Genomic DNA, 15,163 nt, shown 5'->3' with positions numbered 1-15,163 from the left:
GCCTCGTTCAGCCCTTGTTCCGGGCGAAATCCTCGCCCAGGAGTACGAAGACATCGGTGGTGTAGTCGATCAGGGTGTCGCGGGAGATCGGCAGGTCCCCGCGGACCCAGCCGGTGAGGGTCTGGACCAGCCCGCCCACCAGGTACGTGGCGCGGAAGTCGACCACCGGATCGGGCGCGGGTCCGTCGACGCCGTAGAACTCGATACCCTCACTGGCCACCAGACGGGCGAAGGCCCGGATGGTTTCGGTGGTGCGTGCCCGGAGCGCGGGTGTGGCCATGGCCGCGACCATGGTGACCTCGGTCTTGCGGGGATCGTCGGTGAGCAGGTGGATTCCGCCGGCGATGGCGGCCCGCGCCTTGGCGCGGGAATCGTCGCCGGCGCCCTGCAGGGCGCCGGCGATCGCCAGGACCAACTCTTCGGCGATTCCGTCGATCAGGGTGGTCAGCACATCGTCGCGGCCGGTGAAGCTCTCGTAGTAGTAGCGTTCGTTGAGGCCCGCCTCGCCGCACATCCCGGTGACGGTCAGCTTGTCCAGACCCTGGGTGCCGATGATCTCCAGTGCCGCGTCGAGGAGCGCGGATCGTCGCTGGGCTCGCCGTTCCTCCGCGGACAACCCGCCATAGGTGCGCTGCGCTGCCATCTCTAGATCATGGCGGGTCGGCGGCCCGGGACCGCACCCGGGGCGAGCCGGGAGGCAGGCAGCCCGGGTGGAGCCGCGCTGCTCAGCGGTCGCCGGCGCGCATATGACCGGTCTCGTTCCCGTGGGCGATACCCGTCGCCGGCGTTCAGTGGAGGAAGCCGGTGAGCAGGGGGTTGATCTGTGCGGGGCAGTCCTCGTGCACGGTATGTCCACAGCCGGGGACCGTGGTCGCCGTGGCATTCGGGATCCGCGCGGCCAGGCGGCCGGCCTGGGACGCCGGGAGCCAGGTGTCCTCGGCTCCCCACACCACGAGTGTGGGCGCCGAGACCCGCCCCAGCCCGGCGTCGGTGAGCCGGTAATCGGTGTTCCGCCACAGCGACAGGAAACCGGCACGATTCGCCGGCCGGGAGTACGGCGCGTAGAACTCGTCGATCACCTCGTCGGTGACGAGATGCCGGTTGTGGAAGGTGCCGCGGATGCTTTCGGCGTAGAAGGCCCGGTCGGTCAGGGTCGTGGCCAGCTCGCCGAGGACGGGTGTGGTGAACAGTGGTGTGACGGGCGCTTTTTCGGCGTCGAGGCCGGGGGAGTCGAGCAGGACCAGGCGTTCGACCCGGCCGGGATGCTGTTCGGCGAAGTGGAGGCTCCAGGCGCCGCCCCACGAGTGCCCGACCAGGGCGGTGCGGTCCAGGCCGACGGCGTCGAGGAAGGTGGCCAGGGCTCGCGACATGGCCGGTAGGTCATAGGCGAAACCGGCGTCGTGCACGTCGGTGTAACCCTGACTCGGCAGGTCGACCGCGTAGACGGTGTGCTCGGCGGCGAGCGCGGGCACGACATCGCGCCACGAGTACCCCCACAACCCGCCCCCGGCGACGAGCACCACGGGCGGGCCCGTCCCGGTGCGGGTGTAGTGGAAGCGGGCGAGGCCGGTGTCCACATACCGCGACTCGACCTGTTCCAGATAGTGCGATCGATAGGACGAGGCCGGCGGCTGCGCGTTCGCCGCGGGGGTCAGGAGGGCGGCGAGGGTGACCGACAGGGCGGCTATTGCGCCCGCCGGGCGGGACAGGAGGTTGGCTTTCACGACACGACTTTCTGATCAGCGGGACCGATGCCTTATGGACGAGCGGGCGTCCGCCGATGTGATGCCGTGTGAGCCGGTTCATGCCGACGGTGCCGAAGCCGCTGGTGGCGGCAGGGGGCCGGCGCCGCCGAATCGAATGTGGTGGTTGATCTTGCCAGAATCCGGAAACTGGAGGATGCTATTGCCAGATGCGCGCAGGCGCAGTGCTCGATGGGGAGCCGAACCAGGAGGCTGAGATGGCCGCGGATACCGGATACTTCGCCGACGACTCGATGATCCGGCGGGTCATGCGCAAACGCGCGGTCGGACTGACCTACGGGCTGCGCGCCCTGGTCATCGGGGCGGTGAATCCGCTGCTGTACGTCGGGACCGCCGAATCGACCGCGCATCGGGACACGCCCTACACCCGGCTGGCGCTCACGGGCAAGCTCTTCGAGGCGGTGTTCTTCGGAACCCGCGAGGAAGCCGACCGGGCGCTGGAGTTCACCGGTAAGAAGCACGCGAAGGTCGTGGGCCGGCTGCCCGAGGACGCGGGCGCCCGCCATCCGGCCGGTTCGTCCTATTCCGCCTACGACCCGCACCTGAGCTTCATGACCATGGCGTTCACCTTCGAATCGGCCGAGGTCATGTACGACCTGCTGGTGCGGCGGCTGAGCGACGGCGAGCGCGAGGATCTGTACCAGGACTATGTGCGCTGGGGCGAACTGTTCGGGATGCCCCGGGAGGCCGCGCCCGCGGACTATCCGGCGTTCCGCGCGTACTTCGACGCCTACCTGGCCTCCGACGAGCTGTTCTTGACCGATGAGGCGCGCATCGTCGGCAACTATCTGTCCGGCCATACGGTGGCCTATCCGCAGCGTCCGCCCGCCCAGCAGGTGAGCGCGGCGTACTACCTGCTCGTGCAGGGGAGTCTCCCGTCGCGGATCCGGGGAATGTACGGGGTCGACTGGAAACGGACCGACGAGATCGCCTACCGCGGGCTGGCGCGGTCGGTGCGCAACGCGCACAGTGTGCCCCCGTTCCTGGTTCCGCGCCCGGTGAAAACGGCGCTCAACGGGCCCAGCGCGCCGGTGTACCGGCTGATCACGAAACAGGAGCAGCGGTTGGCGCGTGACGGTAAGCGCAGTATGCCCGGGGTGGATCCGCGTACCTGGGTGGAGCGCAATTCGGCTTGATCCGCGTGCGAAGATCGGGTGTATGTCCAGTCCTGCTCCGACCCCGGCCGCCGGGGAGCGTAAACAGCGAGTGCTCTCGGGTATCCAGCCCACGAGCGATTCGTTCCACCTCGGGAACTACCTCGGCGCCCTGCAGTACTGGGTCACCATGCAGGACGACTACGACGCGCTGTACTTCATCCCGAATATGCACGCCATCACGGTGTCGCAGGATCCCAAGGAACTGCGCAAGCGCACCCGTGCCGCGGCCGCGCAGCTGCTCGCCCTCGGTATCGACCCGCAGCGCTCGACCCTGTTCGTACAGTCCCAGGTGCCCGAGCACGCCGAGCTGACCTGGGTGCTGAACTGCATCACCGGGTTCGGCGAGGCGAGCCGGATGACGCAGTTCAAGGACAAATCGGTGAAACAGGGCGCCGACAACACCACCGTCGGCCTGTTCACCTATCCGGTGCTGATGGCCGCCGATATCCTGCTCTACCGGCCGCATCAGGTGCCGGTGGGCGAGGACCAGCGTCAGCATCTCGAGCTCACCCGCAATCTCGCCCAGCGGTTCAACACCCGGTTCAAGAAGACCTTCGTGGTGCCGGAGGCCCATATCGTCAAGGGCACCGCCAAGATCTACGACCTGCAGGATCCCACTGCCAAGATGAGCAAGTCCGCCAGTTCGGACGCGGGCCTGATCAACCTTCTCGACGACCCCAAGGTGACGGCGAAGAAGGTGCGCTCGGCGGTCACCGACACCGAACGCGAGATCCGCTACGACGTGGAGGCGAAACCGGGGGTCAGCAATCTGCTGGTGATCCTGTCCGCGCTCACCGAGACCCCGATCGTGACGCTGGAGAAGGACTACGCCGGTCGCGGGTACGGCGATCTGAAAGCCGACGTCGCCGACGCACTGACCGGATTTGTCACGCCACTTCGTGCGAAAGTGGAAGAGTACATGGCGGATCAGGGTGAACTCGATCGCATTCTCGCCACCGGGGCCGAGCGTGCGCGCGAGATCGCCGGCAACACCCTCGCACAGGTCTACGACCGGGTCGGGTTCCTCACCCGCTGAGCTCCGGTCCGGCCTCGATGCGCGGGGCGAGCGAGGGGCGCTGACAGTGCAGGTGATCGACACGGTCAAGGACAAGGTCACGCGGACGATCGGGCGGCGGCCCTGGCTCGATCATCTGGTACGCGCCGTCGGCAGATACCAGAACCAGCGCGGGGACCACTACGCGGCGGGTATCACCTATTTCACGGTGCTGTCCCTGTTCCCGCTGCTGATGATCGCCTTCGCCATCGCGGGTTTCGTGCTCGCGGGTAATGCCGATCTGCTCGACGAACTGCGCACCAGTGTCGTCGAGAACATTCCCGGTGAGATGGGTGATCAGCTCAACGATCTGATCGACCAGGCGATCGGCTCACGCGGCGCGGTCGGTGTCCTGGGCCTGCTCACCGGGTTGTATTCGGGGCTGGGCTGGATGGCGAACCTGCGCGCAGCGCTGACCGAGCAGTGGGAGCAGAAATCCGACGACTCGAACTGGTTCCGCAACAAACTGTCGGATCTGGGCGCGCTTTTCGGTCTGTTCCTGGCGCTGGCACTGTCGCTGGGGCTGTCGGTTCTGGCGTCGAGCCGGCTCGGAGTGCGATTGCTCGAACTCGTCGGGCTGCAGGACATGCCCGGGTCGCGGTGGCTGCTGTGGTTGCTGTCCACGGGGCTGGCGATGGTGGCGTCCTGGGCGTTGTTCGCCTGGATTATCGCCCGCCTGCCCCGCGAGCCGGTGACACTGCGCAGCGCGCTGCGGGCGGCGGTGCTGGCGGCGGTGGGATTCGAGATCTTCAAGAACCTCGCCGGGATCTATCTGCGGTCGGTGCTGAGCAGTCCGGCGGGGGCGGCGTTCGGTTCGATCATCGGCATCATGGTGTTCAGCTACGTGGTGTACCGGATCATTCTCTTCGCCACTGCCTGGGCGGCCACCGCGCGCGAGAACGAACAACTCGCGCCGGCCCCGCTGCCCGGCCCCGCGGTGATCAGCCCGCGGATCCAGGACACCGGACGGCCGTCGCTGGGGAAATCGGCCGCGCTGTTCGGAGCGGGGGCACTCACCGCTGCCGGTTTGTCCCGGATCCGGCGGCGCCGCCGCTGAATCGGCAGAACGGGCGGCGTGCCCCGGGTGACCGGCCGGGCCGGGTCAGCGTTTTCGGGTGCGGATATGCCACATCCCCACCAGCATTATCGGCACCAGGATCAGACCGCCGACCATCAGCATCATCCACAGGTCGTCGAAACCGCCCGCTGCGCGCGGCTGGGCCGAATAGGCGATGGCGTTCTGGGCGCCCTCCTGGGGAGGCAGTGCCAGTACCGCGTCCCCATCCTCGGATTCGGCTCGGTCACCAGGGATTTCGCCGATCTGGGCACCGGGTCCGAGCGCGAATCCGTAGTCGAGCAACCGAGCCGCCTGCTCCCACGGGCGGATCGGCAGTACGTCGGCCTGCAACAGGGTCACGGCCAGGCGGCGTCCGCCGCGTTCTGCGCCCGCCACGAAGGTCTGCCGCGCATCGTCGGTGAACCCCGTCTTACCACCCAGCGCGCCCGGATAGTTGTAGAGCAGACCGTTGTCGTTGGCGATCGGGAAACCCGGATGATCCTGATCGCCGGGCACGGCCGGATTCGGCGGAAAACCGGGGAAGTCGAACTGTTCGGTGCGGATCATCTCCGCGAACAGTGGGATCGACATGGCCTCGCGGAACAGCAGCGACAGATCGTAGGCCGAGGTGCTCATACCGGGTCCGTCGAGACCGGACGGGGTGGCCGCGCGAGTGTCGTAGGCGTGCAGCGAGGCGGCGAGATCGTTCATCTTCGCGACCGTGGCCGCGTCACCGCCCAACTGCGCCGCCAACGCGTGCGCGGCGTCGTTGCCCGACGCCATCACCAGCGCGTGCAGCAGTTGACGGTTGCTGTAGCGGCCACCCGGGCCGATCCCGACCCGGGTGCCCTCCACATCGGCGTCGGCCTGGGTGCCGACGACGACCGTGTCCAGGTCCAGGGTGCGCAACGCGATGGTCGCCAGCAGCACCTTGATAGTGCTGGCGGGCCGGTAGCGACCGTGCGGATCCTTGGCGGCCACGACGGCGCCGGTGTCGAGATCCGACACCATCCAGGCGGTCGCCGAGATATCCGGCGGCACGGCGGGCGCGCCGGCCGGGAGGACCACACCGCATTCGCCCAGGCGTTTGCCGCCGACCGGGGAATCCGGAACGGGCAGCGCGGTGGGGGTGGGTTCGCCGGGCGCGGGGACCTCGGAGACGTCGATCGCGGCCGGCGGCCGGTCGCGCTGTGGGCAGGAATCGGTGACGGGGGTGGTGAACGGGGTGGTCGTGGGTGGTGGGGGCTGCGCGATCGCGGGTCCGCATACGGTGATCGGTCCGGCCGCACATACCGCGGCGGTCAGCACCGAGCCGAAACGGCGGACGGCGCGCTGGTGGAGCTCCCTCATAAACATCGACGATGAGCCTAGACGTGCCCGGCCGCGGCGCCGAGTTGAGCGAGACCCGCGGAGGGTTTGGCCCGGCCTAAGGGGGCCAAACCCCGCGACGCCGCAGGCGGCGCCGATAAACACAGCTCAGCCGAGCAGGACCGCGTAACCGGGTTTGATGATGTCGTCGATGATCCGCAGCCGCTCCGGGAACGGGATGAACGCGGATTTCATCGCGTTGATCGTGAACCGCTCCAGATCGGTCCAGCCGTACCCGAACACCTGGTGCAGTTTGAGCATCTCCCGGCTCATCGAGGTATCGCTCATCAGCCGGTTGTCGGTGTTGACCGTGACCCGGAAGCGCAGCCTGGCCAGCAGGTCGAACGGATGTTTGTCCAGCGAGGGCACCGCGCCGGTCTGCACATTCGACGAGGGGCACAGTTCCAGCGGGACCCGGGTGTCGCGGACGAACCCGGCCAGCCGCCCCAGCCGGGCCTCCTCGATCGCACCCGGTACCTCGATATCGTCGACGATCCGCACGCCGTGGCCCAGCCGCTCGCAGCCGCAGAAGGCCAGCGCCTCCTGAATGGACGGCAACCCGAACGCCTCACCCGCATGGATGGTGAAATGCGCGTTGTTGACCCGCATGTACTCGAACGCGTCGAGGTGGCGCGACGGCGGGTAGCCGGCCTCGGCGCCGGCGATATCGAACCCGCACACGCCGCGATCCCGGAACCGCACCGCCAGTTCCGCGATCTCGCGCGACCGGGCGGCGTGCCGCATGGCGGTGAGCAGGCAGCGGACCACGATGGGCCGCCCGGCCGCCGCGGCGTCCGCCTCGCCGGCCGCGAAACCGGCCAGCACGTGTTCGACCACCTCGTCGAGGGTCAGGTCCTGTTCCAGGTGCTGTTCGGGCGCGAAGCGCACTTCGGCGTATACGACGCCGTCGTCGGCGAGGTCCTCGACGCATTCGCGGGCCACCCGGCGCAGGCCCTCCGGAGTCTGCATCACGGCGACGGTGTGGGTGAAGGTCTCCAGGTAGCGTTCCAGCGATCCGCTGTCGGCGGCGTCGCGGAACCAGCGGGCCAGCGCTTCGGCGTCCTGGGCGGGTAACGCGTCGTATCCGCATTCGCGGGCCAGTTCGAGCACCGTGGCGGGCCGCAGACCGCCGTCGAGATGATCGTGCAGCAGCGCCTTGGGGGCGCGGCGCAGCGAGGCGAGGTCCAGCGGCATCGGTCCGGTCATGTTCCGACGGTATCGCCGATTTTCCGGCCTGTCGGCCGGACGCCCCGAATCCTCGCGCCTCTTCGGTCGCCGCTCATCTCGAGTTCACCGGGCTCCGGTTCGGTGGTCGCCGCCCGGACAGGTCGGTCGCCGGGCGGCGGAACGGGATGAGCCGGGCCGGGATGTGACGTGGTCAGGCACGGTCCGCGGCGACCCGTTCGAGAACGAGCGGCCCGCGGGCGCTCCGCTCGTCGGCGCCGTCGGCGACGGTGATCGCCTCCGCCAGCGCGTGGACGGCCCGCTCGATGGTTTCCGGCGTATCGGTGTGCAGCGCGAGCAGCGGTTGTCCGGCGGTGACCCGGTCGCCCGGAACGGCGAGCAGGCGCACGCCCGCTCCGGCCTGCACCGGGGCGCCCTGCCGGGTCCGGCCCGCGCCCAGGCGCCACGCGGCTATCCCTACCGCCAGGGCGTCCAGGCGGGTCAGCACACCGGTGGCCGGGGCGGGCAGGTATTCGGTGTGGGCGGCGCCGGGCAGCGCCGCGTCCGGGTCGCCGCCCTGGGCGCGGATCATCGTGCGCCAGTGATCCATCGCCCGTCCGTCGGCGAGCGCGTCGGCGGGGTCGACATCCAGACCCGCCAGCGCGACCATCTCGCGGGCCAGCGCCAGGGTCAGTTCGACGATATCGGCCGGACCACCGCCGGCCAGCACCTCCACCGCTTCCCCGACCTCGAGCGCGTTGCCCGCGGTGCGGCCCAGGGGAGTGTCCATCGCGGTCAGCAGGGCGACGGTGGCGACACCTTCGTCGGTGCCCAGTTCCACCATGGTGGTGGCCAGCGCGTGGGCCTCGTCGCGGGTTCGCATGAACGCGCCCGAGCCGACCTTCACGTCGAGCACCAGCGCGGCGGTCCCGGCGGCGATCTTCTTGCTCATGATCGAACTCGCGATCAGCGGTATCGATTCGACGGTGCCGGTGGTGTCGCGCAGCGCGTAGAGGCGTTTGTCGGCGGGCGCGAGGTCGGCGCCCGCGGCGCAGATCACCGCACCCCCGGCGGGGTCGGCGAGGATCTCGCGCATCCGGTCGACGCCGATATCGGCCCGCCAGCCGGGTATCGATTCCAGTTTGTCCAGCGTGCCGCCGGTGTAACCGAGACCGCGTCCCGACAATTGCGGAACCGCGGCGCCGCACGCGGCGACCAGCGGCGCCAGCGGGAGTGTGATCTTGTCACCGACGCCGCCGGTGGAATGTTTGTCCACGGTGGGCCGGGGCAGGCCGGTGAAATCCAGCCGGCGCCCGGAATCGATCATGGCGTGCGTCCAGCGGGCGGTTTCGCGGCGGTCCATCCCGCGCAGCACGATCGCCATGGCCAGGGCCGACATCTGCTCGTCGGCCATCTCACCGTGAGTGAAAGCGTTGATGGCCCAATCGATCTGCTCGTCGGACAGCGCGGCGCCGTCCCGTTTGGCCCGGATGATGGATATCGCGTCGTGTCCCGTCACGCCCCCAGTCTCGCAGCGCGCCGGTGGCGCGGCCGTGGATCCGGCCCAGGAGCCGGATCCACGCGGGCGCTCATTCCCGCAGGGCGCGCAGGGTTTCGAGCCGGGTGGCCACGGTCGGGCCGGTGGGGGCGACGATGATCTCGTCGGCGCCGGTCTCCTTCACCAGGGTGTCCAGCCGGTCCCGCACCTGCTCGCGGGTGCCCACCGCCTGATCGGCGTTGCGGTCGTCGACGAACGCGTTCTCCGCGTCCGACCACGGATACTCCACCGCCTCGGCGAGGGTCGGGATGCGCTGCGGCAACTGCCCGGTACGCATCCGCAGCTGGACCAGGCTCTGCGGTAGCGTCCGGCGGCGCGCCTCCTCGGCGGTCTCGGCGACGACCGTGGCCACCGCCAGCATCGAACGCGGTTCGCTCAGCACCTCCGAGGGCCGGAATTCACGGCGGTACAGCTCGAAGACCAGCGGCGTGGTACGCCCGCCCGCGAAATGGTGGGCGAAGGCGAACGGCAACCCCATCATGGCCGCGAGCCGGGCGCTGAAATCGCTCGACCCCAGCAGCCACATCTCCGGCGGGTCGCCCTCACCCGGGATCGCCCGGATGCGGTCGCCCTGCCCGCCGCGCAATGGCGGGATGGTGCCGAAATAGGCGAGCAGTTCCACCACCTGCTTCGGGAAATCCTCGACGGCCTCGGCGGCGGCACCGCGCCGGATGGTGGCCGAGATCAGTGGGTCGGTGCCGGCGGCGCGGCCCAGGCCGAGGTCGATCCGGTCGCCGTAGAGCGCGACCAGGGTGCCGAACTGTTCGGCCACCACCAGTGCGGCGTGATTGGGCAGCATCACCCCGCCCGACCCGACCCGGATCCGTTCGGTCGCCGCGGCCACGGCGGCGATCAGCACCGGCGGGGCCGAACTCGCGATCCCCGGCATGCCGTGGTGCTCGGCCACCCAGAACCGGTGGTATCCCAGCCGCTCGGCTTCGCGGGCGACGGTCAGGGTGTCGGCGAGTGCCTGGCTGTGCGATCCGTCGGCGGCGACCGCGGCCAGATCGAGAACGGAGAGGGGAACTGTCATACCCGGAGCAACGGGTGGGAGCGCACCGAGATTCCGGGGCGGGGACCGGGTCACAGATATCGTGCGCCGGCGGCGGGGTGCGTGGTCGGCGCTGCCCGGGCCGTCAGCCGCGCCCGGCGGCCAGATCGTCGGGGCCGAAGGCGTCGGCCAGTAGCCGGCCCAGCGGGGTGGGCCCGTCGCGATGGTCGATCAGGAGGTCCGATCCGCCGAACTCGTAGAGCACCTGGCGGCAGCGTCCGCACGGCAGCAGGATCTCGCCCCGGGAATCGCAGACCGAGACGGCTGCCAGGCGGTCACCGCCGGCCATCCGGTGGTTGCCGACCAGCACGCATTCGGCGCACAGCCCGAGTCCGTAGGAGACGTTCTCCACATTGCAGCCGGTCGACACGACCCGGCCGTCCCAGCCGGCGGCGCCCACCGGAAAGCCGGAGTAGGGCGCGTAGGCCCGCCGCATCGCTTCCCGGGCAGCGGCACGCAGCCCGTCCCAGTCGATATCGGTCGGTGTATCCGCAGCGTTCATCGGCGCTCCCGCAGTCGTGCCCGGCTCGTCTCGGTCCGGTTCCAGCTTGGCCTACCGCGCCGTGTCGTGCGCGCTCGCCGGAGGCTGAAGTGAAACATGTCCTTCCACCTGGAGATATGTAGATTGCCAGGCCGCCCGGCCCGGCACAGGTCACCAGGAAGGTGCCGAATGACGCTTTCGAAGTTCCTCATCGTGATGGTGTATTCGAAACTGCTCCTGTCCAAGCTCGACGCCTACGGCGAGGTCGAGGTCCGGATGGAGTATCAGATCGTGCCCGACCACGAAGCCGATCCGGCCGTGGGCCGGTATCCCCAGAGCGCCCTGTCGAGCCAGGCTCTGCTCGGCCGGGTGACCGGCGATACCGTCGATACCGTCTTCAACTACGAGACCGTCCGGCTGCGGGTCGACGCCATCTCGGAAGACGAGTGAGGGTGTGGCGGGCGGCCGCGCGGTAATTCATCGCAATCTCGGAAACTCTTTCCTCCGGAGGCGATCTCTCGGCTACTCTTGAGTAACTTCCGGCCTCCGGGTGAGACATTTTGCACATTGCCGACCCGCACAATGGCGACTTCGGCATTGAGAGGCCGGGCGCCCGCCTTAAATGGCGGCGCTTCGCCGCGCGTCCGGCCGGGAATGTGAAACCCGCTGCACACCAATGGTTTGTGGAAGAAATGCGGGCTACGAACAAGTTCTATGAATGGGTGAACGAGGGCGCGGCGAACCCGCCGCACAACCCCCGTCCGGCCCTACAAAGGTAAACCTAACCTGTGTGATCTGGGCGCAACGCGCGGTAAGCCGAATTAGTTCCCCGATTGTCAGAGGATTAGAGTCCAGAACAGATCGGTTCAGGTTCGGCGGCGGCGAACCCCTCGACAGCGGCCCCGGCAGTCGGCCCTGTCGGCCGCGGGATGACCCGCCACCGAATAACCGGCCCCTTCCACACCGGTGCCGGGATCTGTGACCGGGTCCATCAACGATGTTGGAGGCACCGAACTCTATGACCACGATAGAAGCTCCGGCTCAGCCGAAGCGCAAAACGCTGTACCGAGGCGACCCCGGCATGTGGTCCTGGGCCCTGCACCGGATCACCGGTGTGACGGTCTTCTTCTTCCTGTTCGTGCACGTCCTGGACACCGCCCTCGTGCGGGTGAGTCCCGAAATGTACGACGACGCGATCGCGATCTACAAGACCCCGATCGTCGCGCTCATGGAGATGGGCCTGGTCTTCTGCGTGCTGTTCCACGCGCTCAACGGTGTGCGAGTGATCCTGGTCGACTTCTGGTCCAAGGGCCCGCGCTATCAGAAGCAGATGCTGTGGGGCATCCTCGGCCTGCTGGTCGTGCTCGTGGTGCCTTCGATCGGCCGCATGTTCTACCTACTGTTGACGGAGCACTGAGCCATGTCTGCACCTGTTATCGGTAAATCCCACGATCGCCCGGCCAGCCTGGACCTGCCGCGTTCCCCCCGGGCCCGCACCGGCGGCAACTTCGAGAAGAACGCCTGGCTGTTCATGCGGTTCTCCGGCCTCGCGCTGATCGTCCTGGTGCTCGGCCATATGGCGATCATGCTGCTGCTCGACGGCGGCGTGAAACGGCTCAACTTCGCCTTCGTCGCCGGCCGCTGGTCCAGCCCGTTCTGGCAGATCTGGGACCTGACCATGCTGTGGCTGGCGCAGCTGCACGGCGGCAACGGCCTGCGCACGGTCATCGCGGACTACTCCCGCAAGGATTCGACCCGCTTCTGGCTGAACACCCTGCTGGTGCTGTCGATGATCCTGATCATGGGCGTGGGCACCTACGTCATCTTCACCTTCGACCCCAACATCAGTTAGGAACGGGCCCCCTCGCATGAGTGAGAGCAGCGAACGAACCAGCGACGTCGTTGAGTCCCGACCCGTTCAGGAGCACCGCTACGACGTCGTGATCGTCGGCGCCGGTGGCGCGGGTATGCGGGCGGCCATCGAGGCGGGCCCGCGGGCACGGACCGCGGTGCTGACCAAGCTGTATCCGACCCGCAGCCACACCGGCGCGGCCCAGGGCGGTATGTGCGCGGCCCTGGCCAACGTCGAAGAGGACAACTGGGAGTGGCACACCTTCGACACGGTCAAGGGTGGTGACTACCTGGTCGACCAGGACGCGGCGGAGATCATGGCCAAAGAGGCCATCGACGCGGTGCTCGACCTGGAGAAGATGGGCCTGCCGTTCAACCGCACGCCCGAGGGCAAGATCGACCAGCGCCGGTTCGGCGGGCACACCCGCGACCACGGCAAGGCCCCGGTGCGCCGCGCGTGCTACGCCGCCGACCGCACCGGTCATATGATCCTGCAGACGCTCTACCAGAACTGCGTCAAGCACGACGTCGAGTTCTACAACGAGTTCTACGTGCTGGACCTGGTGCTGACCGATACCGATCGCGGTCAGGTCGCCACCGGTGTGGTCGCCTACGAACTGGCCACCGGTGAACTGCACGTCTTCCACGCGAAGTCGATCGTCTTCGCCACCGGCGGTTCCGGCCGGATGTACAAGACCACCTCCAACGCGCATACGCTCACCGGCGACGGTATGGCGATCGTGTTCCGCAAGGGCCTGCCGCTCGAGGATATGGAATTCCATCAGTTCCATCCGACGGGCCTGGCCGGGCTGGGCATCCTCATCTCCGAGGCGGTCCGCGGTGAGGGCGGCATCCTGCGCAATGTGGACGGCGAGCGGTTCATGGAACGCTACGCGCCCACCATCAAGGACCTCGCACCGCGCGATATCGTCGCCCGTTCGATGGTGCTCGAGGTGCTCGAAGGCCGCGGCGCCGGGCCGAACAAGGACTACGTCTACATCGACGTGACCCACCTCGGCGAGGACGTGCTCGAGGAGAAGCTGCCCGATATCACCGAGTTCGCCCGCACCTATCTCGGTGTGGACCCGGTGAAGGAACTGGTGCCGGTGTTCCCCACCTGCCACTACGTCATGGGCGGTATCCCCACCCGGATCGAGGGCGAGGTGCTGAAGAACAACACCGATATCGTCCCCGGCCTGTACGCCGCCGGTGAATGTGCCTGCGTCTCGGTGCACGGCGCGAACCGCCTCGGCACCAATTCGCTGCTCGATATCAACGTCTTCGGCCGGCGCGCCGGTATCGCCGCCGCGGAATACGCGCATCGCGCCGAATTCGTCGATATGCCGGAGAACCCCTCTCAGATGGTGCAGGAATGGCTCTCGCTGATCCTGTCCGACCACGGCAACGAGCGGGTCGCCGATATCCGGACCGAACTGCAGAAGTCGATGGACAACAACGCCTCGGTGTTCCGCACCGAGGACACCCTGAAGCAGGCCCTCACCGATATCCACGCGCTCAAGGAGCGCTACGCCCGGATCACGGTGCAGGACAAGGGCAAACGCTACAACAGCGATCTGCTCGAGGCCCTGGAGCTGGGCTTCCTGCTGGAACTGGCCGAAGTCACGGTGGTCGGGGCGCTCAACCGCAAGGAGTCGCGTGGCGGGCACGCGCGCGAGGACTACCCCGACCGCGACGACGTGAACTTCATGCGGCACACGATGGCCTACAAGGAGGGCGCGGATCTCCTCTCCGATATCCGCCTCGACTTCAAGCCGGTGGTGCAGACCCGTTACGAGCCGATGGAGCGTAAGTACTGATGACCGCTGTAGCCGAGAATCCGACGGTCGCGAACCCGGCGCCGGTCCCCGAGGGTTCGACCATGATCACCGTCAAGGTGGCGCGGTTCAACCCGGAGGACGGTCAGGGGCAGCGCTGGGAGTCGTTTCAGGTGCCCGCCCTCTCGACGGACCGGTTCCTGAACATCCTCATCTACATCAAGTCCTACCTGGACGGAACCCTCACCTTCCGGCGCTCCTGCGCGCACGGGGTGTGCGGGTCCGACGCGATGCGGATCAACGGGGTCAACCGGCTGGCCTGCAAGGTCCTGATGAAGGACATGCTGCCGAAGAACGGCAAACCGGTCACCATCACCGTCGAACCCATTCGCGGTCTGCCGGTCGAGAAGGACCTGGTCGTGGATATGGAACCGTTCTTCGACGCGTTCCGGGCGGTGAAGCCGTATCTGATCACCTCCGGTAACGAGCCGACCTACGAGCGGATCCAGAGCCAGGCCGACCGCGCCCGGTTCGACGACACCACCAAATGCATCCTGTGTGCCTGCTGCACCACGTCCTGCCCCGTGTACTGGACCGACGGCAGCTACTTCGGCCCGGCCGCGATCGTGAACGCGCACCGCTTCATCTTCGACAGCCGTGACGAGGCCGCCCGCGAGCGCCTCGACATCCTCAACGAGGTCGACGGGGTGTGGCGTTGCCGCACCACCTTCAACTGCACCGATGCCTGCCCGCGCGGTATCGAGGTCACCAAGGCCATTCAGGAGGTCAAGCGCGCCCTGCTGTTCGCGCGCTGATCACACCCGTTTTCCACACCGCCCCCGGTACCGCACGGTGCCGGGGGCGGTGCTGTTCGCCCGGTAGCA

At 68.1% G+C, this 15,163-nt stretch carries 15 protein-coding genes; 8 read left to right on the top strand and 7 right to left on the bottom strand.

From position 1 onward, the window contains the following. Positions 1-7: 7 nt before the first annotated feature. Together ACZ6SF_RS20670 and ACZ6SF_RS20665 are read right to left on the bottom strand one after the other, a co-directional pair. Entirely contained in the window at positions 8-643 is a 636-nt protein-coding gene (locus ACZ6SF_RS20670; RefSeq protein ID WP_466063791.1) for a TetR/AcrR family transcriptional regulator, read from the bottom strand. A 145-nt stretch (positions 644-788) separates the two neighbouring features. After that, on the bottom strand, positions 789-1,724 hold the full coding sequence (locus tag ACZ6SF_RS20665; RefSeq protein WP_466063790.1) for an alpha/beta fold hydrolase: 936 nt from the start codon (positions 1,722-1,724) through the stop codon (positions 789-791). A 236-nt stretch (positions 1,725-1,960) separates the two neighbouring features. Between ACZ6SF_RS20665 and ACZ6SF_RS20660 the strand changes: the two genes are divergently transcribed. From ACZ6SF_RS20660 to yhjD, 3 genes are read left to right on the top strand one after another with little or no spacing between them, the layout of a single operon-like run. Next, a complete protein-coding gene (locus tag ACZ6SF_RS20660; protein ID WP_466063789.1) occupies positions 1,961-2,899 on the top strand; it encodes an oxygenase MpaB family protein in 939 nt (312 codons plus the stop codon). A 22-nt stretch (positions 2,900-2,921) separates the two neighbouring features. Beyond that, on the top strand, positions 2,922-3,956 hold the full coding sequence (gene trpS, locus ACZ6SF_RS20655; RefSeq protein WP_466063788.1) for a tryptophan--tRNA ligase: 1,035 nt from the start codon (positions 2,922-2,924) through the stop codon (positions 3,954-3,956). Positions 3,957-4,002: 46 nt separating this feature from the next. Continuing rightward, positions 4,003-5,031, top strand: a complete 1,029-nt coding sequence (gene yhjD, locus ACZ6SF_RS20650) for an inner membrane protein YhjD (RefSeq protein ID WP_466063787.1) — start codon at positions 4,003-4,005, stop codon at positions 5,029-5,031. Between the two features lie 45 nt (positions 5,032-5,076). On the opposite strand, the gene ACZ6SF_RS20645 is transcribed toward yhjD, so the two are convergent. The 5 genes from ACZ6SF_RS20645 to ACZ6SF_RS20625 all read right to left on the bottom strand — a co-directional run bounded on the left by ACZ6SF_RS20645 (position 5,077) and on the right by ACZ6SF_RS20625 (position 10,674). Then, positions 5,077-6,387 carry a D-alanyl-D-alanine carboxypeptidase family protein gene (locus tag ACZ6SF_RS20645; protein ID WP_466063786.1) on the bottom strand — a complete coding sequence of 437 codons (1,311 nt, stop codon included), beginning with the start codon at positions 6,385-6,387 and terminating at the stop codon, positions 5,077-5,079. Positions 6,388-6,507: 120 nt separating this feature from the next. Further along, a complete protein-coding gene (locus tag ACZ6SF_RS20640; RefSeq protein ID WP_466063785.1) occupies positions 6,508-7,605 on the bottom strand; it encodes an adenosine deaminase in 1,098 nt (365 codons plus the stop codon). Positions 7,606-7,777: 172 nt separating this feature from the next. Further along, positions 7,778-9,082: a thymidine phosphorylase gene (locus tag ACZ6SF_RS20635; protein ID WP_466063784.1), complete on the bottom strand. Its 1,305-nt coding sequence runs from the start codon at positions 9,080-9,082 to the stop codon at positions 7,778-7,780. 70 nt (positions 9,083-9,152) lie between these two features. Beyond that, complete coding sequence (locus ACZ6SF_RS20630) at positions 9,153-10,154, bottom strand: LLM class flavin-dependent oxidoreductase (protein ID WP_466063783.1); 1,002 nt, start codon at positions 10,152-10,154, stop codon at positions 9,153-9,155. Between the two features lie 103 nt (positions 10,155-10,257). Continuing rightward, positions 10,258-10,674 (bottom strand): cytidine deaminase, encoded by a 417-nt coding sequence (locus ACZ6SF_RS20625; RefSeq protein WP_466063782.1) that lies wholly within the window; start codon positions 10,672-10,674, stop codon positions 10,258-10,260. Positions 10,675-10,842: 168 nt separating this feature from the next. On the opposite strand from ACZ6SF_RS20625, the gene ACZ6SF_RS20620 reads away from it, so the two are divergent. From ACZ6SF_RS20620 to ACZ6SF_RS20600, 5 genes are all read left to right on the top strand, one after another. Next, positions 10,843-11,103, top strand: a complete 261-nt coding sequence (locus ACZ6SF_RS20620; protein ID WP_466063781.1) for a hypothetical protein — start codon at positions 10,843-10,845, stop codon at positions 11,101-11,103. Between the two features lie 568 nt (positions 11,104-11,671). Further along, complete coding sequence (gene sdhC, locus ACZ6SF_RS20615; protein ID WP_466063780.1) at positions 11,672-12,070, top strand: succinate dehydrogenase, cytochrome b556 subunit; 399 nt, start codon at positions 11,672-11,674, stop codon at positions 12,068-12,070. A gap of 3 nt (positions 12,071-12,073) precedes the next feature. Further along, on the top strand, positions 12,074-12,505 hold the full coding sequence (locus tag ACZ6SF_RS20610; protein WP_466063779.1) for a succinate dehydrogenase hydrophobic membrane anchor subunit: 432 nt from the start codon (positions 12,074-12,076) through the stop codon (positions 12,503-12,505). A gap of 16 nt (positions 12,506-12,521) precedes the next feature. After that, entirely contained in the window at positions 12,522-14,321 is a 1,800-nt protein-coding gene (gene sdhA, locus ACZ6SF_RS20605; protein ID WP_450000778.1) for a succinate dehydrogenase flavoprotein subunit, read from the top strand. After that, positions 14,321-15,094 (top strand): succinate dehydrogenase iron-sulfur subunit, encoded by a 774-nt coding sequence (locus ACZ6SF_RS20600; RefSeq protein WP_450000777.1) that lies wholly within the window; start codon positions 14,321-14,323, stop codon positions 15,092-15,094. Before sdhA ends, ACZ6SF_RS20600 begins: the two co-directional genes overlap by 1 nt. The last annotated feature ends 69 nt before the right edge of the window (positions 15,095-15,163 follow it).

The organism is Nocardia sp. NPDC049935 (genome assembly GCF_055586645.1).
Note: the sequence above shows the minus strand (reverse complement) of the source record. Positions and strands in the feature narration are given on the sequence as shown.